Source organism: Sphingobium lignivorans (assembly GCF_014203955.1).
GTDB lineage: Bacteria > Pseudomonadota > Alphaproteobacteria > Sphingomonadales > Sphingomonadaceae > Sphingobium > Sphingobium lignivorans.
Map to the genome: position 1 here is coordinate 2,765,114 of NZ_JACHKA010000001.1, position 22,438 is coordinate 2,787,551.

The window sequence follows — 22,438 nt, forward strand, 5'->3', positions numbered from 1 at the left end:
GCGCGCGCCGGTGGCACGCGCACCGGTATCGTCAGTCGTCGGTGAGGCCCGTCTGGAGACTGAGGCTCCCTTCATTGTCCTCGACGATGAAGGCACCGCCCTTCGTGTCGGTGCTCGCGGTGCCGAGTTCGATCAGATCGTCCGTCTCACGTTCGTAGTTCATGGCTTTCCTCCATTTGAGAGAAACGTCATGGCCATGACCGCTCCAAATGTAGCGCGTCCGATAGTTATACGAAGCTTATAATCCTGTTATTTTGCGATTATTCGGCGCCCGCGGTCCCGAACTTGCCATCTGCGCGAAGCCGGGTGTGAGAACATGCCTGGACATGCACCGTCGCCTTTAGTCGCACGACCTGGACATCCGCGACGGCCACCCGGCAGCGCACCGGTCGGGCGTGCCTCGAGTCGTCATTGAGGCATCGCGAATGATGCGTTGCAACATAATTGTCACAAACCGGAGACGCCAGACGTGTAAGCGTGCGGTTGTCGCCCTTCGGCCGCTGACATCCCAAATCTGATGAATGGCCGGATGCGCAATCTAATGACCCTGGCAATAGCCGAATCCAGTGCAGTCCAGCCTTGGGATCAGATTAATTCAATCAGCTCAACTGCATATGGTCGATCGCCGAACCTTGCCATGCTGATCGCATGGCAGCCGGCTTCAGCTTCGGCGCACCACGTCGGGCGACGACGGGTGCGACGGCTGATGGCGAAGATGGGCCTGGCGCCGATCTACCGGCGGCCGCGCCCGAGCGATCCCCACCCGCAGCACCGGGTCTATCCCTATCTGCTGCGCAAGCTGGCGATCGAGCGGCCCAACCATGTGTGGTGCGCCGACATGACCTACATTCCGATGCGCCGGGACTTCCTCTACCTCGTTGCGATCATGGACTGGGCGACCCGCAAGGTGCTGGCCTGGCGGCTGTCGAACATTCGGCATTCGAGCGACTGAACCAGTGGGAAAAACTACGCCCTTTCGCTGCTGCCGAGCCCTGTATGTTCTCAATTGGGGACTGACCTGATGGGATGGACGGCCCCTGCACCAACTGTGCGATGATGGCCGTAGAACCACGTCTAGAGGAGCCGTCCCATGCAGCAGGAGATAGTGACCGTCGGATTGGATCTGGCGAAGAACGTGTTTCAGGTTCACGCGATTGGCGCAGAAGGCAGGGTGATCGAGCGCCGGCAGTTGCGGCGCGCGGAGGTCTTGAAGTTCTTTAGCGGATTGCCGCCCTGCCTCGTCGGCATGGAAGCGTGCGCGTCGGCGCACTACTGGGGCCGGGAGCTGATGAAGCTGGGCCGCGATGTCCGGTTGATGCCGCCAGCTTATGTGAAGCCCTATGTAAAGCGCGGGAAGACCGATGCTGCCGACGCCGAGGCGATCTGTGAGGCGGTGACCCGGCCGACCATGCGCTTCGTCGCCGTGAAGACGCCGGAACCGCAGGCGGTACGGGACTGATGCTGCACAAGACCCGCGACCTTCTGGTGCGGCAGCGCACCGGTCTCATCAACGCTCTGCGCGCCCATCTGGGCGAGTTTGGCATCATCTCGAGCAAGGGCCTTGGCGGCGTGACCACGCTGGTAAAGCTTGTTCACGAAGCGTAGGATCTTGTTCCGCGCATGTCCGATCGGCGCTGCACACGATCGCCGCGCAGCTGCGAGCCCTCGCCAGCGAGATCGAGCGGCTTGAGATTCAGATCATCGCCTGGCATCGCAGCGACGCCGCGAGCCGGCGCCTGGTGACCATCCCCGGCATCGGTCCGATTACCGCCTCGGCAATCGCGGCAGCCGTGCCGGATGTCTCGATGTTCCGGTCGGGCCGCCAGTTCGCGGCATGGCTCGGGCTCACGCCCCGACCGCATAGCTCGGGTGGCAAGAAGCGCCTGGGCGGGATCAGCAAGCAGGGCGATGGCTATCTGCGCCGCCTGCTGGTCGTCGGCGCTACAGCGGTCATGCGCATGGTCCGCAAGGATGCCAGCAGACATCCCTGGGCTGCGCAGTTGCTCGAACGCAAGCAGGTGAAGATCGCTACAGTAGCCTTTGCCAACAAGACAGCGCGGGTTGCCTGGGCCGTGATGGCACGCGGCCAGACATACCAACCCGTATCCGCATGATCGCCGTCGCCTGACCTCGAGATGGCGTGAAGGGGCTTTGAAGTGATGACAGACCGGTCAGACCGGGGATCGCGATAACCCAGGGGAGCAGAGTGCCAGCGAGCACGATGACGTGATTAGGGAAGCGATTCGCGGATTACATCAGGGCCAACAGCCATGCGGTGCTGCATGAACAGGCCGAGCACAGGGATGCACCCGACCAGTGCTGCTCCTCACCCAAATACCTCTTGCGCCGCAGGGGCCGTTGACACATGGCTCTACGACCATCATCGCACAGTTGGTGCAGGGGCCGTCCATCCCATCACGTCATGTCCCGTCAAAAAATGTTGTGCAGACAACAGCTTACCACAACAGGGGGAGTTAATCCTTTAATCTTGCTATCTTCCAAAGGACTGACGCTTTCGGCTTAAGCGACGGCGGGTTGGGGCAACCGACGATATTTCAGCGGGATACAGTAACACCCGTCATTATGGTGGGACCGCAGAGATGCTCCACACAGATACCGTCTCGACCACATCCTTCAGCTTCCAAGGTACCAGTCAGCGTCACCCTTTTGCCAACAAGAGATTTAAAATCTTCCTTTTGGCTATCTGTTATTAGAATACCCACACACTCTTGATTATTTCTTGAGAAGAGATTGTAGTATCCGTTTCTTTCACGCAGAGTGCCGGACAGGATTATCACCTTTCCGTCATTATCTTTACGATGCTCTACCGCTACAACAACATCGTCTTGATGCGTTGCCGCACACGCCATGAGCGAGAACACCATTGAGGTGATGAACAGCATAGCTCTTACAGCCATTATCTTGATCCCCTCTGAAGCTGATTCAACTGCCTTCTGATTTCTCGCATCTCTCCCGCAGTGGGATTGCCTGAGACGACGCGCGCACGGAACTGACCCTGCGATCTTTCTATGACGATCGTGGCTCCGCTGTTGGTGATGTAATTGGGTCGCCCGGAATTAACCTGAACGTGATCACCGATGCGGCGATTCTCATATCCAGGAGCAAGGTTGGATCGCGTCCCCAGATCAAGATGCGAATGTCCGACTGCATCAGGATCCCCAATCGGCGTAGCCCGTCCTTGGGTGGTCTGGGAACCTTCGGAGGTCGTCGTGCTGAGCGGAGTGAAGGTCACAGTTGATCCGTTCTGATCGAACTGAGCAATGTTCTCGTTCGGCCCCTTGTCATTTGCGATGCTTGGCATGTTCGTGCGGGCAGATTGATCAATCTCGGGAGTGCTGACGACGGTCCGCGTTCCGTCTTTCTTCTCATTATAATTGGAAGCGTCGACACACGGCCCCGTTAGGCCAGCTTGGGTGTCCTTACCCGCGTCGCTACATCCCTGCATTCCAGTCGGGTCGCGCCCATTTACCGGATCGTTTGCTACATAGGCATAGAGGTTCATCTGATCGTCATAGCCGACCGGATCGGTCTGGAGGAACCGGCCGAGCGAAGGCGAGTATATGCGCGCCTTGTAGTGATAGAACCCCAGGTCCGGTAACCAGATCTGACCGGTATACGCAAACCGGCCGTAGGGAAGACGTTGGTTATCGACACTATTGAATGGAATACCGAACTCGTCGTAGCTATTGACCGCCAGCGAGTTTCCGGATGCATCGGCAACTGCGACGATCGAGCCCTGATGATTGGAACGCAGGAGGCGCCGTGCCGCAAGCGACGTGCCCTCGAACCAGAATAATGGCTCGTCTACGCCCGGGCCATGCACATAGCGGCGCTGCAGAACATTCGAGCCATTATACTCCGCGACAAGGACGTCCCCGTCATAGAGGAACTGTGTGGTCCCAGAGCCTCCACCACTGGTCTGGAACAGCCGGCCGAGAGGATCGTATACCAGTGCCGCTGTTGTTGCACCCGTTGTCCCACGTATCAACCGGTTCTCATGATCATATGCATAGGCCCAGGTCCCGTCCCCAGTCAGGTTTCCGTTGGCATCGTAGCTGAAGCTTGTCGGGCCGGCTGTTGTATACTGATTAAGACCATTGGTCGCGTAATTGCGATCTACAGCGACGTGGTTAGTCCACGCGTAGACACCGTTGCTGGTCGTGTGACTGAGCACCTGACTTGCCGGATTGTAGCTGGTGAAGCTGTAGTTGATGTCTCTATTCGTATTGGCGAGGTCGTGCGACAGGGATGCCAGCCGGCCGACACCGTCGTAGGTATAGGCTGTCGCGACGCCACCGGCCAGACCTGAACGCCGCCCTTCAGCATTGTAAGCAAGCGTGGCGATCTGCGAACTGCCACTTTGGCTGACCGATGTCATGCGGTCCAGACCATCATAGCCGTATGTAAAATACTGGCCATCCGGAAAGGTCACCCGCGTTCGGTTGCCATGCGCGTCATATTCATGGGAAAGCGTTCTGCTCACCCCGCCCATGTTGGTCGTACTGCTGGTTAGTCGCCCAAGGCCATCGTAAATGTTCGAAACCCCCTCCCCCGATGCCGCTCCAAAACGAGCGAAGGTCTGGAGCCCACGAAGATCGTAGCCATAGCAAACGTCGTTACTGTCGCTGGGAAGGCTGTAGCAATTTGCACTTGTCCCGGCATTGGGGCCGCCGGCGGGATTTGGAACACGCTTCTGGACGACGCGGTTAAACGCATCATAGGAAAAGGTCAGTGTAGAGGCATCGCGTTTGCGGTGGCTGATTCGATTGCCCTTCGCGTCGTAGGCATATTCCTCATAGTCGGCACTATTGACCGCACCGGCTGTTGCCAGAGCCGTGGCTTGCGTCGCGGGGTTGTATGCGGCGGGCTTAGCTGTGCCTGGAAACGTCCAGCGCACCTGCCTGTCAAATCCATCATAACCTAGACTTGCACGGTTGCCACTGGCGTCGATGACAAACTGCCGCTTGCCGTTCAGCGTGTAGCTATACGTCGCATAAGCATGCTCCAATGTCGTGCCGACCGCCTTGCGAATCTGCACAAGCTGACCAGCCGCATCATAAACGTTGCGCGTAATACGATCCGGCCCCTGCGCGCCTTCTGGGCCCAGAGCACAAGCATTACTGCCAGCAGCTGGAATGGAAGCGAGGTTCATTCGCACAGCGGTACATTGCAGGCGATTCAAGGCATCGTAGCTCATTTGCGTGACACCTTGCACCGCGCTGGTACCGGCAAACGTGCGGCTCTCGATAATCTGGCCACTGTCGTTGTAGCTGTTCTCTATAATCTGGTGGACGGTAAATCCGACCCAGTCTTTCGGAAGAATCTCGTGGGATTGCCAGGTGGCCAGCCTCCCCTCCTCACGCTTCGCCAGTTGCCCCCGAACATTGTAGGTAAGTCGAGTGGCAAGGAAGGGCCCGGCTACACCCGCAGGGCTGGGGCGGATATCGCCGACCGGACGTCGCGACGCATCCCATCGTTGGCCGGACGTATAAGCTGAAGGACTGGTTTGCGCCGCCAGGGGCGTCGAAACCACCCCTGAAGCTGCAGTCAGAACTGCCAGGACCCACCGAGTTGCGTGGCGCATGTCAAAGTCCCCCATGTCTCGTTACGGACAAGCCGTGAGGCCAGCACGCGCCCCTGTTTCGGATATCTTGTTTCCGTAGATGTCGTACCCGAAGCAGTTTCGGGTCGTGATGCCATTTGCTGTAGTCACAAGAGCCTTGAGCAACAGATTATTTGGTCCAGCGTTTGAGCCGTACTCGTAACTTGTGATCACTTCGTCGGACGCCCCACCGGCACACGCATTTCCAACGGTCGCAGTCGCCATACAGGTACGTTCTTCGGTTTTCACCCAAACTGGGGTAGCCGCCTGGACATAAGCGCCAGTTGAATTCTTGAACCAGGCATAACGCTGCGCATAGGCAAAGCGTGTAACTGGCTGGATGCCGTTCACTGCCGGCCCCGTCTCTGTCAGCACGCCTCCATGGGCCGAACTGTAAGTAAACGAAGTAACATTTCCTCTTGGGTCTGTAATAGTAAGTGGTTTGTTACATGTAAAGTATGCCGCAGGCAGAGAGCAATCCGTAGGGTAAGTTCTATTCTCCGCAACGGGGGCAAGACCAGACCCGGGCTTTGGATATGCTGTTTGATTGACAAGATATCCGCCAGGTCGATTTGTGAATATCGAATAGTTACCCTCCGGATGAACGGCCTTTGTCAAATATTTCGTCCACGCAAAATATTCGAACTCAGAAACTCTTAAAAGAGGATCAGTCCATTTAATAACACCATTCCCAGGATATTTTGCGACATAGACATTCGTTGCCGACAATGGCCCTGATGCAGTGACCGTCCAATGCTGCAAGGCACTGTTATTACTATAAGTGTAATTCGTCGTGACCCCATTTAATGTCGCGGACGTCACACGAAATGGCGACCCGCCCATACACCAGGACGGACCCGGGTGACATGGATTAATTATGTATGTCTGAGTGTACAGAATGTTGTCGGCCGCGTAGCCCGGCTCCTTTATCCTCATCCCTAAATTGGGAGCTGAATAACTGCTATATTTAGCCTCCCCTTCGTTGTTTGTCGCCGTTACGGTATTCACATTTCCCGACCCCGGCAATCCTGCCGAAGTGTAGGTATAATTAACTTCCGGCCACTGCATTGATAACGTGCAACCGTCCGCTAGAGGATCACAATATTCGTATGCATTATTAATAGCTATTGCCTTTGTTCTCTGCCGCCAAAGCCCGGAGTTAGAAAAATCTCCGTTCATAGCATTCGTCGCATACTGGAACTTAATCTGATATCCCGTATTTGACGTAACGGACTGAATCCTTAAATAATTAATTGTCGGACTTTGAACGGACTTGTAGTGAAAAATCCACTGAACTCCATTGGGATAAGTTACTTTATCAGCAGCATAAAATGCGGAAAAAAAAGCATCCTGCCATTGCTCAATTATGACAACTGGATACGTAATTAACGTTCCATCATTAAGTTTGTACCCTCCGCCAGATCCATAGGGCCCCACCTCATTTCCACTTGCGCTCTCATCTGGAAATTGGTCACTGTTATTCCCAAGCTGAGCCGAAAAACTGTAGACAGTTCCAAGTAAATTATCTATATTCACTGAGTACAGATTGGAATAATTGTCGCGAAGCGTGCCCCCACTATAAATTCGGTCGAGCTGTAGCCCCATATTTCCTTCCGGCCCGATCGAAAGCTCCCTTCGTGAGTACACGATGTTTCCGGAGGGCAGATCCACGCCATTTACGTCTACCTGAGGCTGCTTGGGGGGCGGAGCCAAGCCAATGGTTTGCGCCAAACCTCCAACTGCAGGCAGGAGGACAGTTGCTAAACCTAAAAGAATGATCCAATTTTTCATACAGAACATATCCTCTCCCACGCTGCGCCCAAAAAGCCGACGAAGATCGGGGAACGCACCGGAGAATTATCAAATGCAAAGAATAGCCGATATGTTCGGCGACCGCAGCTCATCATAGAAGATGGATATGCTCAATCACGCATCCATTATTCCTGCCAAAGAGCCGAACCTTTCTGTTCGCAGCCCTTGCCGCCATGAGCCCGGCCATTACCGACTGGATATTGATGTTCCGCGAGGCTGTGTCACTGCCCCTGATTTCCCAGCGCAACCACTGCCCGACTGCGCATGATCCACCTGCATTACTCACCATGAAGGGCAACTCGCTGGGCATATAGCTGCCTTCTATCGTTGTGACGTAGGTCTCGATCGACCAGTCGTAAGCCATGGACGGTGAGGCAGACAGAAAAAGGCCGGCACATGATAGCGATTTCCAAATCCTATTCACACGCATACAATACCCCCAAGAAATCGTTCGCTGTCAATTTGGCTAAAATTAAACTGCCGCAAGGTTCTCCTGTTTCAGCGATCCCAACACAGCTCAAAGGGCGTGAATGAACTCGATGGAACAGTTTGTATTGTTGCCGTGCAAACGCATCCTGATTCGGGAGAACTGCGAGGTCAGAAGAGCCGAAAAGACCGCCTGAAAATTCGCCTGCCTGGCATCTGTGTCAACACCTGTCGCTTCCCAGCGCAGCAGGCTGCCAGCTGGACAACTGCCAGCGCCGACATCAACTGTAAACAGGATCCGGACAGGTGCATAGCTCGGCTCGACCATCGTGACGGCACCCTCGACAGTCCAGTCGAAAGCGCTCGCCGGCGTGGTGACCGCCAGACATACCGCGGCTGCCAATGCCGGTTTCATGAATCCCATTGCCTCCCCCTTCGAAGAAAGTCTTCGTTAATGCCGCCTGCCTCTCCACCTGAGGGGCGGCACGGCCGCTCCTGGGACCTGCTCAATTAAGAGGAATGATTGTAAATCCGTTCAGCGGCAGGACCATAACCCGGACTGGGGCGTCAACAGTGACATTCGTCCGGTTGTCAGCCGCATCGTAGCTGTAGGTGCTCGTCGCTCCGTCAGCAGGACCACCCTCCTGCTTCACCTCAATGAGCCGGCCGCGGGCATCATATTTGTATTTCGTAGTTTCCGCTGCAGGCGAAGAGCTGGCCCAAAGAAGACCGAGAACTGGCAACCATTGGATCGATTTCATTGTCAGCCCCCGCCGCTCGCCTGCGTGCAATCACGCAGGGACAGATAAGCCTATTTTACTTCGCATCGCAACAGCTCATTAAATAGTATTGGAACCTCCACTTCATGCAGGCAAGCCGCAGCGTCTGAAGATATGCACATCCGAGTCCTGTTTGCGGAAGGAGGCATCACGGCCGGCCTGACGGTAGTATGCCTGAACCGCCCTGCGGATCTATCGCCCCCGCCGCAGGAGGCCGCCTGCGCCAGAGCGGGTGGCCAAGCCCTTTCTCGATCGATCATGTCAGTGCCTTTTCGTCCGCAGTGGCCAGCCACCCCAGGCCTGCGGCAGCCCATCGCGTGAGGCCTGGAGAATGTGACGCCTCGCGGAAAGAGCGGCCTCACCCTGAACGCCGACGGCGCTCGTGCAACGCCAACAGCTCATAGAAGCTCCTCGCTGCGTCCACAGAGCAATCGAGGCAACGCAACTCATAATTTTTGAAAAGCTTTCGCCAGCCGGTGACTTGACGCCAGAAAAAGAACGACCGAGGGTACATCCGATGTTAGCGGGGGATAAAACTATGCTTTTTGATGTCAGAGGATTGGGGACAAGACTGTTTGCCATATTGGGTTTCGCGATGTTGACCCCATGGTCAGAGGCCCACTCTGGCACCCTGAATAACGCAAAGGTTCTGGAACTGGTACCCTCTTCACAAGGCTTCAGTTTTGTCACCACAGGAGGCACCAGACAATCGACACCTCAGTGCGCGAGCGGGAACCCCGTCGGCTGGGCTGTCGACAACAGCACTCCCCAAGGCCAGGCCATCGCAGCTTCTATTATTACTGCATTCTCAACCGGAAAAAATATTTACATCTCCGGAACAGGAAGTTGCCCTGTCTGGAACAGCACAAGTGAGCAGGTTTTTTTCGTAGCAGTCAAGAATCCATAACATTCAATTGAGAATGGTTTTTGATACTTATCTGATTACTGAGGACATTCATGGAAATCTGCCTATCGATGAGAAGTTGCAGTAGGTTAGATTTGGCCCAAACCAGTCAAAATACTGACCCACTTCTTTCCCGCCCGAACCTCGCCCGGGAGAAGGCCGGCCTCAGGATAGCAGTGATCAATGGGAATGTTCCAAATGATGTCGGCCTTCTCACGGAAATCGCCCCATGTGCCGCTATGATCTGACCGACTTCGAGGGTCGCGTGTTCGAGCCGCTGTGCCCTGCAAGCCAAGAAGTGTGACGCGCGTCGATAGACCGGCGCGTACTGAACGGCGTCTTCTGGGTGCAGCGACCGGGAGCGCCATGACGCAACCTGCCCGAACGCCACGGCCCGCGCACCACCTGCTACAACCACTTCGTGCGGTGGCGAAACGCAGGCGCACGGGACCGGTTTATGGACGCCATCACTGCCGGGTTCGACGGCGACATCCAAATGATCGACAGCGCCGCCGTCCGGGCGCATCAGCAGGCCGCGACTGCAACAAGGGGAGACAGATTATGCCTCGCCCGCTCACGCGGCGGGTGATCAAAAAGCACTTGGTTGTCCACGCGCGAGGTCACCGACAAGCCACAGGCGATGGCACCGCCTGGCTACCCTCTTTATGTTGATCCCGTGGCGCTTGGCCAGAACCCTCGGGGTCTCTTGACTATCTTCTGTTGCTCGACGGGCTGCCGCTGTCTCCGTGCAGAACCTGACCCATAGTGCCCCCTTCCATTCCTGCAGGGACAAATGCGCCATCAAACTGCGTGACCAGACATCTAGCGCTCCACCGACGCGGCAGTGAGCTTGCCTACTCCATCGGTATCGCAGGAATCCAGCCAGACGGTGACCGTTTTGTCTGAAGCAAATGCGGTCATGAGCGTGGACGCTATGACGGCATAGTTCGCGGCCGTCAAAACGATCCGGACGGCGTCATTGCGCGAACACCTCATCGGACTCGAGATCGGCTGATCCGTGATGAGGTCCACAGCATGCTCGCGCGGAAATAACTTCGCAATCTTGAATGGAGTCGCGAGACCCGGCTCCGCCTCTGCAGAACCCACAGAACATATCAGAGAAATGGTCAGAAGCGCGGTTCTACGTTTTTTCATATCATCCCCCAATTCGATCAAAAGAATGCGCGACCGTGAAGAGCCGGTACAAGTCAAACGCAACGGCAGCAAGAATTTCCCGTAGCCGAGACTTCCGGTCTTCAACGACGAAATATCTCATGGTTTCAGCGTCCCTCCCAGTATCGCATGCGCCTGCATCTTGCACGGATAGCGCTTCCGAAAACTGTATGCCTTCAGGAGCGTGACCGCGACAGCTTGATCGCTCGGTGTTGAGGTACCGATGACCCAACACTGCAATCGCGTAGATGAAGGCGGACGAGCGACGAGCCCCTGTCCTGCCACCAGATTGGCATTTTTCTGTTCCCTTTGCGCGGGATGCGTGACTGGCTTCACCGAACTTCGCTTCACGGGAAGCCGGAGCATTTTCATTTTGAGGGTTGATAGCCGGCAGCCTGGAAGAGGTTAGCGCGATTAGCTGGAAGAAATCGATCGAGCATGCTGCCGATGCGCTCGATCAGGGCATCGACGGTTCGTGCGGCTTTTTGCCTCAGCAACGCCTTTAGCTTCGCGAACGTCATCTCCATCGGGTTCATGCGGGCTGTAGGGCAGCGGGAGAAGAGCTGGGTGCGACGGTCTGCGATCTCCTCGCGGATGCCGGCGACCCCGGGGCGAGCAGGTGGTCGAGCTCCACGACGTCGCGGGGCTTGAGCGGGGGGCCAGGACGTCGCGGACGTAGGTGCGGAAGGCATCGCCATCCATCGCGCCATCGGGCACCGCGGCGCGGTCATGTCGCTCAGCCTCGTCCGGCGATGAAGGTCATGTTTCTGCAAGGCCCGAACGGCACGCTGTCGTGGCACTGCCTGCCGACCGCCCCTCAGCCGTGCAGCCGCCCATCCTCGTGTCGACGCCCATGCCGTTGAGGAAGATGAGCCTCTCAGAATCGATGAACGTTTGCGCCGCTCTCCACAGCTTTCACTTCCCGGTGCCGTCGCGCAATCGTGCTCGGCTGCGCGCAGGACTATTCTTGAATGCGGACGGCACCAAGGCGATGCAGCCCGTTCCAGGTCGATCCGGTGCTGCGCTGCACAGCATGCTCGCCAGCAGCAAGCCCTATGCCTGCGCCAGCGTGATTCCTGATTGCGAGTGCATGGGCAATGCAAGTGATTGCTCCTGCTCGCCGGAGAGCTGACCCGGACCATGGCCGCGATCAGGGTTGATCCCGGCGTCGCCGGTCCAATACCGCCGCATCAGCGCCCTGCTGATGTACACGATGCTCACTGCAGACGTCCCCGCCATCGCGGGCCCCGATCCCGCCGTCCAGCGCACCAAGCACCCGATCGCGCAACTCCAGCGAGAAGCTTTGCCCAGATCGCCAACTCATCGCCGCCTCCTTCGTGACGGCATCCGATGAATCACACGATCACGAATCCCCCAGCGCTTCCGCTCAACATGAGGATGCTCTAGAACCTCGGCACAGAAGCGCCTGCATATGGGTCATAGGAAGGCAGCTGGGGCGGGACCGTCACGGGCGGTGGAGGCGGATCCATCCGGGCGACCTCTGCTTCAGGGGATATTTCGTTTCCTGCTATCGCAGACTGGGCTGACTGAATTCCGGCGGCGATCGCCGACGCACCGAAAAGAACGAAACAGCCCATGATCACCGTCGCGCCACGCCGGTAATCGACTCTCCCGGCAAGCAACATGAACCCGAGCGCTGCGACCGCGATAATCGCAACCGTTGTCGCCAGTGTTCCGAGCAGGGTATGCTCGAGCCAGCGAACCGCGGCCAGCAGAACGCTCTCATCTGCAGGCTCTGAAAGAGAGTAGATGATCTCCGGGTTCATGGCCCTCCCGCCGCCCCCCTCTCCTTCTTTTTGTCGGATCCGGACCAGAGGAGGACCTCGGATACCTCGCGCCTGCCACCAGTGCGCACGAGCTGCACGAAGATGTCAATCGTGGTGCGGACGTAATGGCGCACATCCGCGCGCGTGAGCTGTGTCCCGCCCTGCAGGACAAGCAGCGAAAGCTGTTCGACCGCGCGTTCTGCGCTATCTGCGTGGATGGTCGTCATGGAGCCTGGATGACCTGTGTTGACGGCCCGCAGAAAGGCAAAAGCCTCTTCGCCGCGAAGTTCGCCCAGGATGATGCGATCGGGGCGCATGCGCAAAGACGCGGCAACGAGATCATTGGCGCTCACCTGAGCCTCGCTGAGGTTGCTGCGACTTGCCAGAAGCCCGACGGCGTTGGCGTGACGAAGCTGAAGCTCAGGCGTGTCCTCAATGAGGATCAGCCGCTCATCTCCAGAAATTTCACGCAGGAGAGCATTGAGAAAGGTGGTCTTGCCGGTCGATGTGCCGCCCGAGATCAGGATGTTCTTGCGCGCCCGCACGGCCTGAGCAAGCATCCCTGCCACGTCTCCGCGGGCAAGAAGCGACTTCAGATGCTCGTCGATGCCTGAGGAGCGCGAGCTGGTTCCACTGTATGTGTTCTCAAAAGCCCCTTTGGCGACATAGTCGCTCAGTGAAAGCTCGGAAGAGACGTGCTTGCGGATTGCGAAAGCCATCCCGCCTCGCGTGGCAGGCGGCGCGACAATCTGCACGCGAGCACCGTCCGGAAGCCTGGCCGAGAGCAAGGGGTGCTCCCGACTGATCCCCTGGTGCGAGATGGCCGCTATCTGCCGGGCAAGCCGGCCAAGCATGACTTCATCAAGAGCAGAGATCAGGTGGCGCTCGATGTTCCCATGAAGGGATTCGGCCCAGACTTCGCCCGGACAGTTGATGTAGATGTCAGTGACGTCCTCCCGTTCAAGCAGAGGCTCGAGGGGCTCGAGGCAGCTTTGAAGATAGATCGGACGGGCCGCGTTCATTTTCGTTCAACATCGGTGAAATCGAGATCCCGTGCGACGAACACGCTGATGCCGGTCCCACGTTGCACGGTCAGGGTAGGTGCGATCTCTCGGGGCTGTATTGTCTGCGCGGCAACCCCGTTCATGGCACCGGGCAAAGCGATGATTGTGGCTCCGCCAGCCTCGCGTGTGGCCAGATTGACGCCGACATCGAGGGCAGATTGAAGGATGGCCCCCGAGAAACGCTCCCAGAAATGCGTGTTCACTTTCGCACGCACGCCGGTTCCGCCCAGAGTGTCACTCACAGGTGAATCCAGCGCAATCGTCACACCGTCGGGACGAATAAGCCTTGTCCAGTTGATAAGCGCCCGCTTCTGACCGGTCGTGGTGTCGGCCTCGACCTCGCCAATCAGACGACTGCCTCGCGGAATAAGAACTCTTGAGCCGTCAAAGCTACGGACATCGCGGGAAACGAGCGCACGCGCAAAGCCGGGCCTAGTCGTATCCAGCGCCGACTCCAGAACGGCAGCGATCAGCGTCCCCTGTACAACCGTTGTCGGGCGGTTGGCGAAAACCCCGGCCCGGGCCCGGTCGGTGTTCAACGGCTTCGCTCCGGTCGGACTCGAGGGACCTGCGCCCGCCGGCCCCGATTGCGGGGACGTCCCCGGGAACGAAGCAGAGGGGGACACAGGAATGTCGGATCCGGCCTGAAGCTCCCGCGGCAGGGCCATGCCGGTATCGATCACGAGCGCAGGTCCATTGCTCACCCGGGGCTGCACCGATGGCACAGGAGGTTCAGCCGGCTGTGGTGAATAGTTGCTTGAAGGTTCCAGCGGCTGAACCTGCTCAACAGGTGCCGCCGGAGGCGAAGCTGAAACGGACGGCTCGGAAGGTGGTATCATCGGCGAATATACCATCGGCGGCACAACCTCCGGAGGTATGAAGAGCGGAGGCGGCGAACGAAAGGCCGTACTGGTTGCAGTTTCAGTGCGCACCAACGGAGCCGTGAGAGATCGACGCCGGGCATCCAGCACCGCAAAAAGCGCTGCTGCCGCAACAACAGCAAAAAGCACCAGAAGCCAGGGAGGCAGGCCCTGGCCGGGAAGCGCAACCGAAGGCCGAATATCGGTTTCGCCCTTCGCTGCCGATGCAGAGGTTTCGCCGGCCATCACCGCCTGCTCTTCGGCAGTCGCCTGACAGCGCGGGCGCTGCGCCGGTCGATACGGAACACGAGACGCGGCGCCACCGCGTCGATAACGAAAAAGCCGTCCCGCATCATTCCATTCACAAGAGACTCCTTCCCCCGCTCATCCACCATGTAGATCGCGGGAATCGCTGCGCTGGCGGGCCATTCAATGTAGGTATGGACGCCATCATCGCTCACTTCGCTCGGACGCAGGGTTCTGTCGCCATGCAGGGTGTAATAGGCCTCTGCGACGTCTGCCGCAGCCGCCGGGAGATCTTCAGCCACGCCCTGGGGACGAGGATATACAAACCTCACGCGATAGGCCATGTCGGGCGTCACGCGATCGAGCGGATAGAGGTCGAACAGATATATCCGCGCATCCGTCACAACGGTCATGTTCGTGGTCGTACCGGCCTGGACAGTCTTGATGAACAGCTGATCGCCCCGTCGGTTCGGTGTCACCTGCCACGCCCCGCTATCGCCGATAGCAACGCTTTCTATCCGCTCATCGGGCGCGAATTCAATGCTGAGCTGATAGCCCGGCGCCGCCTGCAGCTGCACAACCTGTTCGGCCCGATAGTCGACCATCTGAAAGCGTGGATCGCCACCGGCTGAATAGGGACGCACCTGCGCGCGCCCCACGCCCGGCGAAAGAGCCAGTGCGGCAATGAGCAACCAAGTACCTCTCATGGCGCACCCGCCGCTGTGCCCGGGGGCGCTGGCTGCGGAGCCGTGGCGCTGGAGGAATTGGCAGGCGGCGCCACGCTCGGCGGGGACGGCAGGGCTTCGGGATCCTTGCGATAATGCACCACCTGGAACCCGAGCGGATTGAGATAGCGATCTTCTACTCTCATGGGCTCGCCCGAATAACGGAACCGGATAACCGCCACCCAGGGCGTCGCGCTCTGCGGCTGACCATTGCGATCCACGCGCCGCGTATCAAACCGGACAAGGGCGCTGTTCTGCCCCATCGGCGAAACGCTCTTGACCTGCGTTTCGATCTGCGTGGAGCGGGGATAACGATTGAGCGGACTGTCGGGATTGTTGACCTGGATCCCCGAGATGTAGGAAGTGCGGGCTGTATCCGCCGACCAGAGCGCCACTTTGCGGTACCGATCCTGAAGGGCACTGATATCAAAGCTCTCCCGGGCAATTACATACTGAACCAGAAAGGACTGCGTCAGCGCCGTATCGCCTGAGACCGTCCGCGCATCCAGCGGCTTCAGTGCCTCGACATAGCCGGTCTGGCGATCGACCAGCAGGGTATATGGCTCGACCGTCTTGAGAGGCGCAAGCAACATGAGCGCGAAGCCTTCGACAGCTGCAATGCTGCACGCCACGGACGCCACAATCCAGGCCACGCGCCGGGAGGAGCGCAGCGCATCCTGACGATCCTGGCTCCAGCTGGCGGCCTCGCGATAATATGTTTCGCGTCCGGCTTTGGTCTCTTCAATCATGCTCTGTCCCTGCGGCCGGCACTCGACGATATCCTTGAGCTGGTTCGGCGCCTGTAGCTCTGGCCAAGAGGTGTGCTGACCGGCATATGCATTTCCCGCGAGAGAAGCTGTGGCGTTGACCGTAAGGCGGCCGGATGCATTCCTGCCCCGATCAGCCCCGCCTCTCGTCGCTGACCTGCAGCAATGGCATCAGCCATCGCCGCAGCACGGGAGCGCCCTTCGACAGCCAGCGGACTGTAGTCCGGCCGGGCCAGGGATCCGCCGTGGACGGGTTCGCGCCGAGACCCCACGAATTGCGTCAGGGCCTGACCGTAGCTCCCTAATCTGAATCCGACGCTGAGGCGCGCAATGGTCCAGAGCACTGCAAGGAAAAGAAGGCAGAAGATGATCATGGCGACGAACAGCTCGACTGGCGCATTGGGGATGGCGCGCCTGGCGGCTCTCAGAGCCATGAGATCAGACAGCCAGGGCTCAAGCAAGGCAAGTTGCACGCCCAGCATCATTGTGGCTGCAAACGCCCCCAGTACGGCGCCGATCAGTCCTCGAAGCCAGCCTTCAAAAAGGCTCCTTGTTGCATCGAACAGCAGGAACGCCACGAACAATGGCGCTATGGCAAGCAGCAATCCGGCGACAAGGCGGGGCACTGCCAGGGCGCTGACCAGGCCAACGAGATAGAGGATGCGTGCGCCGCCGAAGGCAAAGGCATCGAAGCCTGGAAAGGGCGGAGGGTCGCGGTCTGCCATGTTGACAGGCCCCACGCCAGCGCCCGCAAGGGCCACAAGCGCCTGGTCAGCGGCGTCAAGACGGTTCACCATCCCGCCGCCCGTCCCCGGCAGCCCGGCAGCGTCTCCGATCTGCGCGGAGATCTCGGCCGGCGCCCGAAGGGCAACATCGTAGACCAATGTGCGATAGGCTGGCCAACTGGTCGTCAGAACGAGGACGATACCGATCTTGACCATCGCCAGCACACCCTCGCGAACGGTCGGAACATGTCCAAGCAACATCCGGTAGCCGAACAGGGCAATGAACAATGTCAGCAGTCCGGCCATGATGAGTGTGAAGGTGGAGCCCGGCGCGGATATGGCCTGATAACCTTGCGAACCGATCGACTGTGCCTGGCAGTCCACAAAAGCAACCATGCCTGCCACGAAATTGCCGCCTGAGCTGAGCGAAGGACAGGCCACTACGCCAGCTCCAGAAGGCGCGGCATCCATTGCGCAGGATCGTCGCCGGTCTGTTCGCGAATTTCATCGAGGAGCCGAACGGTGCGTTCGCGACCCGAAAGTATCGTGAGGATCTCGCGTTCTCCCGACAGGTTCAGGCGCGCCACCACGCTATCCCCACCATGCTTGATCAGGAAACAGTGCGAAGAATCGGGCAGCGTCCGGACCAGATCATATTCATGTCGCGTGAGACCAAAACCGTCGACATAGTCTTCCTCACGCGCCTTGGGGTTGATCATGAAGATCTGCGTCGCAGCCTGTTCGATGATCGCGCTGGCAATGCGGCTTTCCAGCGCATCCTGCGCGCTCTGTGTCGCGAAACCGACGATGCCGTTACGCTTGCGGATTGTCTTCTCCCAATCCTTGATGCGGCGCACGAAGACATCGTCGTCGAGCGCCTTCCAGCCCTCGTCGACCACGATGATGGCTGGGGTACCATCAAGCCGTTCTTCGACCCGATGGAAGAGATACATCATCGCCGGGGAGCGCGCGGCAGGATCATCGAGAATGGCGGTCATGTCGAACCCCACGACCTCTGCCGACAGGTCTGTCAGATCCTGAAGATTATCAAAGAGCCAGGCGCGTTCTCCGTCACCCCACCAGGGCCGGAGACGCGCCCAGAGGTCTCCGCCATGGGGGCGATGCCCGCCACGGAACAGCGCGACAAGATGCTGGAGGCGGCGATGCTGAAGCGGCTGCGCAAAATTGGCGTCGATCGCGTCCTTGATCTGGGCGATTTCATCGATGTCGGCGCCTCCGGCGAGCAGCGCGATCCAGTCGATCAGGAACTGACGATTTGCGGCATTGTCCTCCATCTGCAGCGGATTGAGCCCTGACGGTTCGCCGGGGCGCAGCAAATCATAGCGCCCCCCGATCGCGCGGATGAACAGTTCTGCGCCGCGATCCTTGTCGAAGAAGATGGTCCGGGGCCGAAACTTGCGCGCCTGCGCCAAAAGGAAATTGAGCACCACAGTCTTGCCCGACCCTGTAGGACCTATGATCGTGAAATTGCCCAGATCGCGCATGTGAAAATTAAAATAATAAGGCCCCGCCGCGGTGGTCTCCAGAAGGGAGACGGCCTGCCCCCAGTGGTTGCCCCCGGCCCTGTCCGAGCGGAAAGTTGTGACTGCTGGCGAGCCCTGCGAAATTGCTCGTCGAAACCAGACCACGCCGCGCGATATATTTGAAGTTGCCGGGGAACTGCGCCCAGAAGGCGGGTTCCAGTGCGATGTCCTCGCGGACGGCCACGATGCCCATATCTGCGAGCGCGGCCTGCACTTCGGCAATGCCTTCATCAACGGCTGCCGGCGTATCACCCTTTATCGCGATGGTCATATGGTGTTCGCCAAAGCCTGCCCGTCCGGCAGCAACCTCGTCCTTGGCCTGAGCGAGATCCCCGCGCAGGCTGACTGCTTCATCCTCTGCCGAGCGCATCCGTCGCAACGCGAGATTCATGCGCCCCAGCGCGGCCTGACGATCGACAAAGCCAAAGCTCTGCGTGATCGTCAGCTCAAATGGCAGGCGCAGCAGCTCATCGAACATGCCGGCGGCGGTTCGCGCGGGATAATCCTTGATCGAGACCAGTCCCTGGTAGCCTGGCTTGAGCTCGCCTGAGGCACCGAGTTCTACCGTTTCCTGGCCAAAGCTGACCCGGCGGAAAGGAAGATAGTGGCCGATATCCCCGGTTGGCAGCAACACTGGCCGCATCTCGCCGTTGAGAAGGCCGGACAGGAATTCGAGAGGCTCCGAACAGGGACCGTTCGCAGTCTCGTATACGCCCAGCAGGCGTGGCGCGTAGCTGCCCATCGCAGCAAGCAACGCGTCGCGCGCGGCATCGAGCTGGCGGCGCTCATGGACCGAGGCGGCTTCGCGGTCGAAATGCTCCCGGCCCAGCCATGACCGCGCCCGGTCCAGCAGCCCCACCCTTCCCTGCAGCGGGCGTCGCACGAGCGTGACGAAAAGCTCGTTGACGTAAAGGCTTCTGGTCGAGAGCCTGGCCCGCCATGCAGCATCGAGCCGCCGTGAAAACTCGTCCGGAAACTGTGCGGGGAGTTGCGCGTCGACCTTCCGCCGTACGACGTGATGATAGACCGCAAAGCGCGATGTGCCGATTGCCTGGAGCATCGCATCCCGCAGGCGCTTGCGATAGTTGAGCTCTTCGGTGTCCGCAGTCTCAAACAACAGTCCACGCAGGTGGATGGTCTGCATCAGCAGACCATCGCGTGTCTCGATTGTATGATCGTCGATATGGGCCGCGTAAGGAAGATGTGCACCGACCGGCTTTTCACGATCGACGACTTTGCGGTCTCTCGTCAGGGGCGGTAGGAGTTGCATCGCCAGATCGCGTAGTTGCGGACGCGCGGGCAGCGGCCCACGCGGGTGAGCCAGAGATCGAAAAAGCGCGGCTCTCGCAGGCACAGCAGCATGCCTGTGAGGTGTACCAGTATCGCGATCGCGACAGCCCAGACCGACCGGAAGATCAGGAAGAGTTCCGTCGCCAGCACGGCATTGGCCACGAAATAGCTGTATGTTACCCCGGCGAACATCTGCGGGCGCGTCAATGCCACGAACAGCGTGTCGCGCTCAATTCCTTCCATGATCAGTTACCGAGCGAGGCGGCAGACTGGATACCGGCCACGATGCTGGCGGCACCAAACAGAATGAAGCAACCCAGAATGACCGTGACGCCATAACGCCAGTTGATCCTGCCGGTGAGCATCATGAACCCCACAACCGCCACAGCGATCACAGCGACAACGGTGGCGATGGTTCCAAGCAGCGTGCCCTGAAGCCATTGCACGGCCGAAACGAGAACACCGGAACCTGCCGGATCGGCGAAAGCATCCTGAGCAAGTGCTACATCGGGAATAAAAACCCCGAGCACAACCTGCGCTGCAACCGAAATCCGGCAACGGAATCTAATCATTCACCCCCCAATCGCGACACGCCATTTTCTAGCATTGGGCCGACACTCATAGCAATGCGATTGTCAGTTTTTTTGCGATCAGGAAGCCCGTTATTTCAAGTGTTGCGAACCGGACGTTCGCCGGCATGCCCCACTTCAGGTCGACGACTGCTCCCGAGAGATCGACGTCTCCTCCAGAGGCGCTGCTCCGACTCAAAGACGAATATAGTGTGCGCTGAAGACAGTCGACCATCCATTGGCCGTCCTCATACGCAGCTATGCTCGAGCCGCGCTGCGCGGGCGCGCTCGGCTAGCAGCATCCTCTTGAGCTGCTCGACGTCGTTGGGAAGCTCGTCGTATCCGGCCTCCGGACCGGTCGCCGCAGGGATTTCGCTGATGCCCACCACGCCCGCATCCTAGCCGCTTTTGCCCTGCCGGGAACGGCTTTGCGCCAGGCGGATTCAGGCGCGCGGCCTACTGCGCGTGGAGCGGGTTTGGGAGCGCGGCACATGCACCCGCGACCAGTCGAGCCCCTCGACCAGCGCCGAAGCTTGCGCCGCCGACAGCTTCATCACCCCGTCTCCCGGCCGTGGCCAGCGGAACTTCTCGTCGTGCAAGCGCTTCGTCACAAGCACCAGCCCGGTGCCGTCCCAGACCAGGAGTTTTATTCGGTCCGCTCTACGGGCCCGGAAGATGAACAGCATGTCCGAGAACGGGTCGAGCCGAAGTTCGCGTTGCACCAAGGAGGCGAGTCCTACAATGCCCTTCCTGAAGTCCACGGGCTGCGTCGCAACCAGCACCTTCAACGGCCCGGGCGGGATGATCATGCGTTTACCTGCACTGCGAGCAGCACCCGCTCGATATGATCGGCACTCACATCGAACGGGATACGGATCGACAGGTTGCCCATCTCGATGACGATCTGACCGCCAACCGGCGGCACTGCCGTGCCGGACAACTCGCTGCCGTTGCCGCGCTCGACCATCGCTGGCACGAAGCTCATGGCTTCAGCGCGCTCCCGCAATCCACGCCGCCAGGTGTACAACTGCTGCGGATAAAGCCCGTGCTTACGCGCCACCGCCGACACGTTCGTCCCCGGCTCCAGGCTTTCCGCGATGATTCGCGCCCGCGCCTCCGGCGTCCAGTGCCGCTTGCCCCGCGGGCTCTCGATCACGTCGAGCCGCTCCACCCGGCCCGGTGTGTTCGTTTCGAAACAAGTTTCGAAATCAGTTTCATCACTCATTGGCCACCTCGCCGTCCAACACAGCGAAACTACCAACCTCAGAACACTTGAAAATGTGGGGGATTTTTACCGCTTACGCCCGAGATCGCGGTCGAGGAGATTGATCGCGTCGTTGCCGCCGGCGTGCGCTTCGGCTGTGTGCCGGCCGATGCCGGTTATGGGCTGTCGGCTCCGTTCCGGCAGGCGCTGAGTACACGTGGCCTTGCTGGGCTGTCGGCATCCCCAGGCACCAGAAAGTCTATCCGGCCGACGTGCAGCTGATCTTCCCGGTCGCAGGCGGCGGTCGCCCACGGGTGCGGCATGTGCCGGACGTCAAATCCATGGCCGAACACGCGATGCTCGAAAGCGCGAAGTGGCGGCAGGTCAGTTGGCGCAAGGGAACCAAGGGACGGCTGACGGTCCGCTTGGCGGCCATGCGCGTGCGCATTGCCGATGGTGCGCCTTAACGGATCGGCTCTGCCGGGGCTCAGCACATGCTGGGCGAGGAGGCCTGGCTGGTGGGTGAGCATCGCTTAAATGGCGAGCGAAAATACTATCTCTCCAATCTGCCCGGCGACACCCCAATCAAGGCTCTCGCTGGCGCGATCAAGGCGCGCTGGATCTGCGAACAAGCGCATCAGCAGCTCAAGGAGGAACTGGGGTTGGATCACTTCGAAGGACGATCCTGCACCGGACTTCACCGCCATGCCTTGATGTCGATGATGGCCTACGCCTTCCTGCAGTCCCAAAGGCTCGCTCAGGCGGGCCGAAAAAAAGAGTCCTTGGTCCGCCTCCCCAACCCATTACCGGCAGTGCGCCAAGCCATCCTTGATCGCCTGTCGCGCTCACCGCTAGAGCCTTGCCCTCACTGCGGATGCAGCCTCATCAGACAACCCAGCAAACTTCTGCCAAAGTAGTGCCAGAACACTTCATCGTCAAA

21 protein-coding genes and 5 pseudogenes are annotated in these 22,438 nt (G+C 59.1%); 5 read left to right on the forward strand and 21 right to left on the reverse strand.

Features of this window, described 5'->3' with window-relative positions; genetic code table 11:
• Nucleotides 1–31: 31 nt before the first annotated feature.
• Nucleotides 32–163 (reverse strand): benenodin family lasso peptide, encoded by a 132-nt coding sequence (locus HNP60_RS12805; RefSeq protein ID WP_184154351.1) that lies wholly within the window; start codon nt 161–163, stop codon nt 32–34.
• Between the two features lie 510 nt (nt 164–673).
• Here HNP60_RS12805 and HNP60_RS12810 point away from each other — a divergent pair.
• Nucleotides 674–931, forward strand: a pseudogene (locus tag HNP60_RS12810) (DDE-type integrase/transposase/recombinase); the annotation flags it as partial.
• A gap of 159 nt (nt 932–1,090) precedes the next feature.
• Nucleotides 1,091–2,114, forward strand: a pseudogene (locus tag HNP60_RS12815) (IS110 family RNA-guided transposase).
• Between the two features lie 441 nt (nt 2,115–2,555).
• On the opposite strand, the gene HNP60_RS12820 reads toward HNP60_RS12815, so the two are convergent.
• The 6 genes from HNP60_RS12820 to HNP60_RS12845 all read right to left on the reverse strand — a co-directional run bounded on the left by HNP60_RS12820 (nt 2,556) and on the right by HNP60_RS12845 (nt 8,622).
• Entirely contained in the window at nt 2,556–2,903 is a 348-nt protein-coding gene (locus HNP60_RS12820) for a hypothetical protein (protein ID WP_184154353.1), read from the reverse strand.
• Between the two features lie 14 nt (nt 2,904–2,917).
• On the reverse strand, nt 2,918–5,605 hold the full coding sequence (locus HNP60_RS12825; RefSeq protein WP_184154355.1) for an RHS repeat domain-containing protein: 2,688 nt from the start codon (nt 5,603–5,605) through the stop codon (nt 2,918–2,920).
• Nucleotides 5,606–5,626: 21 nt separating this feature from the next.
• On the reverse strand, nt 5,627–7,414 hold the full coding sequence (locus HNP60_RS12830; RefSeq protein WP_184154358.1) for a hypothetical protein: 1,788 nt from the start codon (nt 7,412–7,414) through the stop codon (nt 5,627–5,629).
• A gap of 112 nt (nt 7,415–7,526) precedes the next feature.
• Nucleotides 7,527–7,799, reverse strand: coding sequence for a hypothetical protein (locus tag HNP60_RS12835; protein WP_184154361.1), 273 nt, complete (start codon nt 7,797–7,799; stop codon nt 7,527–7,529).
• Nucleotides 7,800–7,952: 153 nt separating this feature from the next.
• Nucleotides 7,953–8,285, reverse strand: a complete 333-nt coding sequence (locus tag HNP60_RS12840) for a hypothetical protein (protein WP_184154364.1) — start codon at nt 8,283–8,285, stop codon at nt 7,953–7,955.
• Nucleotides 8,286–8,367: 82 nt separating this feature from the next.
• Complete coding sequence (locus HNP60_RS12845) at nt 8,368–8,622, reverse strand: hypothetical protein (protein ID WP_184154367.1); 255 nt, start codon at nt 8,620–8,622, stop codon at nt 8,368–8,370.
• A gap of 1,151 nt (nt 8,623–9,773) precedes the next feature.
• Between HNP60_RS12845 and HNP60_RS12850 the strand changes: the two are divergent.
• Nucleotides 9,774–10,130 (forward strand): annotated as a pseudogene (locus tag HNP60_RS12850) (transposase); the annotation flags it as partial.
• A gap of 236 nt (nt 10,131–10,366) precedes the next feature.
• On the opposite strand, the gene HNP60_RS12855 reads toward HNP60_RS12850, so the two are convergent.
• Together HNP60_RS12855 and HNP60_RS12860 are read right to left on the reverse strand one after the other, a co-directional pair.
• A complete protein-coding gene (locus HNP60_RS12855) occupies nt 10,367–10,804 on the reverse strand; it encodes a hypothetical protein (RefSeq protein ID WP_184154370.1) in 438 nt (145 codons plus the stop codon).
• 281 nt (nt 10,805–11,085) lie between these two features.
• Nucleotides 11,086–11,253 (reverse strand): hypothetical protein, encoded by a 168-nt coding sequence (locus HNP60_RS12860; RefSeq protein WP_184154373.1) that lies wholly within the window; start codon nt 11,251–11,253, stop codon nt 11,086–11,088.
• 257 nt (nt 11,254–11,510) lie between these two features.
• Between HNP60_RS12860 and HNP60_RS12865 the strand changes: the two genes are divergently transcribed.
• Nucleotides 11,511–11,849 carry a hypothetical protein gene (locus HNP60_RS12865; RefSeq protein ID WP_184154376.1) on the forward strand — a complete coding sequence of 113 codons (339 nt, stop codon included), beginning with the start codon at nt 11,511–11,513 and terminating at the stop codon, nt 11,847–11,849.
• A 271-nt stretch (nt 11,850–12,120) separates the two neighbouring features.
• Here the strand turns inward: HNP60_RS12865 and HNP60_RS12870 are convergent, their stop codons facing one another.
• From HNP60_RS12870 to tnpA, 12 genes and pseudogenes are all read right to left on the reverse strand, one after another.
• Complete coding sequence (locus HNP60_RS12870) at nt 12,121–12,504, reverse strand: TrbC/VirB2 family type IV secretion system protein (RefSeq protein WP_184154379.1); 384 nt, start codon at nt 12,502–12,504, stop codon at nt 12,121–12,123.
• The gene (gene virB11, locus HNP60_RS12875; RefSeq protein WP_184154382.1) at nt 12,501–13,526 is read right to left on the reverse strand and encodes a P-type DNA transfer ATPase VirB11; all 1,026 of its coding nucleotides are present in this window, start codon (nt 13,524–13,526) and stop codon (nt 12,501–12,503) included. Before virB11 ends, HNP60_RS12870 begins: the two co-directional genes overlap by 4 nt.
• Entirely contained in the window at nt 13,523–14,674 is a 1,152-nt protein-coding gene (locus HNP60_RS12880) for a TrbI/VirB10 family protein (protein ID WP_184154385.1), read from the reverse strand. Before HNP60_RS12880 ends, virB11 begins: the two co-directional genes overlap by 4 nt.
• Nucleotides 14,674–15,366 (reverse strand): TrbG/VirB9 family P-type conjugative transfer protein, encoded by a 693-nt coding sequence (locus HNP60_RS12885; protein WP_260394876.1) that lies wholly within the window; start codon nt 15,364–15,366, stop codon nt 14,674–14,676. The genes HNP60_RS12880 and HNP60_RS12885 overlap by 1 nt, the downstream gene beginning before the upstream one ends.
• An 11-nt stretch (nt 15,367–15,377) precedes the next feature.
• On the reverse strand, nt 15,378–16,148 hold the full coding sequence (locus HNP60_RS12890; RefSeq protein WP_184154391.1) for a VirB8 family type IV secretion system protein: 771 nt from the start codon (nt 16,146–16,148) through the stop codon (nt 15,378–15,380).
• On the reverse strand, nt 16,145–17,287 hold the full coding sequence (locus tag HNP60_RS12895; protein WP_260395048.1) for a TrbL/VirB6 family protein: 1,143 nt from the start codon (nt 17,285–17,287) through the stop codon (nt 16,145–16,147). Before HNP60_RS12895 ends, HNP60_RS12890 begins: the two co-directional genes overlap by 4 nt.
• A 44-nt stretch (nt 17,288–17,331) precedes the next feature.
• Nucleotides 17,332–19,705: pseudogene (locus tag HNP60_RS12900) on the reverse strand (VirB4 family type IV secretion/conjugal transfer ATPase).
• The gene (locus tag HNP60_RS12905; protein ID WP_184154396.1) at nt 19,684–19,968 is read right to left on the reverse strand and encodes a VirB3 family type IV secretion system protein; all 285 of its coding nucleotides are present in this window, start codon (nt 19,966–19,968) and stop codon (nt 19,684–19,686) included. Before HNP60_RS12905 ends, HNP60_RS12900 begins: the two are co-directional and overlap by 22 nt.
• Nucleotides 19,969–19,970: 2 nt before the next feature.
• Nucleotides 19,971–20,297: a TrbC/VirB2 family protein gene (locus HNP60_RS12910; RefSeq protein ID WP_184154401.1), complete on the reverse strand. Its 327-nt coding sequence runs from the start codon at nt 20,295–20,297 to the stop codon at nt 19,971–19,973.
• A gap of 245 nt (nt 20,298–20,542) precedes the next feature.
• Nucleotides 20,543–20,683 (reverse strand): hypothetical protein, encoded by a 141-nt coding sequence (locus tag HNP60_RS12915; protein WP_184154404.1) that lies wholly within the window; start codon nt 20,681–20,683, stop codon nt 20,543–20,545.
• 54 nt (nt 20,684–20,737) lie between these two features.
• Complete coding sequence (gene tnpB / locus HNP60_RS12920) at nt 20,738–21,103, reverse strand: IS66 family insertion sequence element accessory protein TnpB (RefSeq protein ID WP_184154407.1); 366 nt, start codon at nt 21,101–21,103, stop codon at nt 20,738–20,740.
• Nucleotides 21,100–21,519, reverse strand: a complete 420-nt coding sequence (tnpA, locus tag HNP60_RS12925) for an IS66-like element accessory protein TnpA (RefSeq protein ID WP_184154410.1) — start codon at nt 21,517–21,519, stop codon at nt 21,100–21,102. The genes tnpB and tnpA overlap by 4 nt, the downstream gene beginning before the upstream one ends.
• Before the next feature lie 78 nt (nt 21,520–21,597).
• Here tnpA and HNP60_RS12930 point away from each other — a divergent pair.
• Nucleotides 21,598–22,415 (forward strand): annotated as a pseudogene (locus tag HNP60_RS12930) (IS701 family transposase); the annotation flags it as partial.
• Nucleotides 22,416–22,438 lie beyond the last annotated feature (23 nt).

Coding starts and splice junctions, on each gene's coding strand:
- HNP60_RS12805 (WP_184154351.1), bottom strand. CDS start 163: ATGAACTACGAACGTGAGACGGACGATCTGATCGAACTCGGCACCGCG.
- HNP60_RS12820 (WP_184154353.1), bottom strand. CDS start 2,903: ATGCTGTTCATCACCTCAATGGTGTTCTCGCTCATGGCGTGTGCGGCA.
- HNP60_RS12825 (WP_184154355.1), bottom strand. CDS start 5,605: ATGCGCCACGCAACTCGGTGGGTCCTGGCAGTTCTGACTGCAGCTTCA.
- HNP60_RS12830 (WP_184154358.1), bottom strand. CDS start 7,414: ATGAAAAATTGGATCATTCTTTTAGGTTTAGCAACTGTCCTCCTGCCT.
- HNP60_RS12835 (WP_184154361.1), bottom strand. CDS start 7,799: ATGGCTTACGACTGGTCGATCGAGACCTACGTCACAACGATAGAAGGC.
- HNP60_RS12840 (WP_184154364.1), bottom strand. CDS start 8,285: ATGGGATTCATGAAACCGGCATTGGCAGCCGCGGTATGTCTGGCGGTC.
- HNP60_RS12845 (WP_184154367.1), bottom strand. CDS start 8,622: ATGAAATCGATCCAATGGTTGCCAGTTCTCGGTCTTCTTTGGGCCAGC.
- HNP60_RS12860 (WP_184154373.1), bottom strand. CDS start 11,253: ATGAACCCGATGGAGATGACGTTCGCGAAGCTAAAGGCGTTGCTGAGG.
- HNP60_RS12870 (WP_184154379.1), bottom strand. CDS start 12,504: ATGAACCCGGAGATCATCTACTCTCTTTCAGAGCCTGCAGATGAGAGC.
- virB11 (WP_184154382.1), bottom strand. CDS start 13,526: ATGAACGCGGCCCGTCCGATCTATCTTCAAAGCTGCCTCGAGCCCCTC.
- HNP60_RS12880 (WP_184154385.1), bottom strand. CDS start 14,674: ATGGCCGGCGAAACCTCTGCATCGGCAGCGAAGGGCGAAACCGATATT.
- HNP60_RS12890 (WP_184154391.1), bottom strand. CDS start 16,148: ATGATTGAAGAGACCAAAGCCGGACGCGAAACATATTATCGCGAGGCC.
- HNP60_RS12895 (WP_260395048.1), bottom strand. CDS start 17,287: ATGGTTGCTTTTGTGGACTGCCAGGCACAGTCGATCGGTTCGCAAGGT.
- HNP60_RS12905 (WP_184154396.1), bottom strand. CDS start 19,968: ATGGAAGGAATTGAGCGCGACACGCTGTTCGTGGCATTGACGCGCCCG.
- HNP60_RS12910 (WP_184154401.1), bottom strand. CDS start 20,297: ATGATTAGATTCCGTTGCCGGATTTCGGTTGCAGCGCAGGTTGTGCTC.
- tnpB (WP_184154407.1), bottom strand. CDS start 21,103: ATGATCATCCCGCCCGGGCCGTTGAAGGTGCTGGTTGCGACGCAGCCC.
- tnpA (WP_184154410.1), bottom strand. CDS start 21,519: ATGAGTGATGAAACTGATTTCGAAACTTGTTTCGAAACGAACACACCG.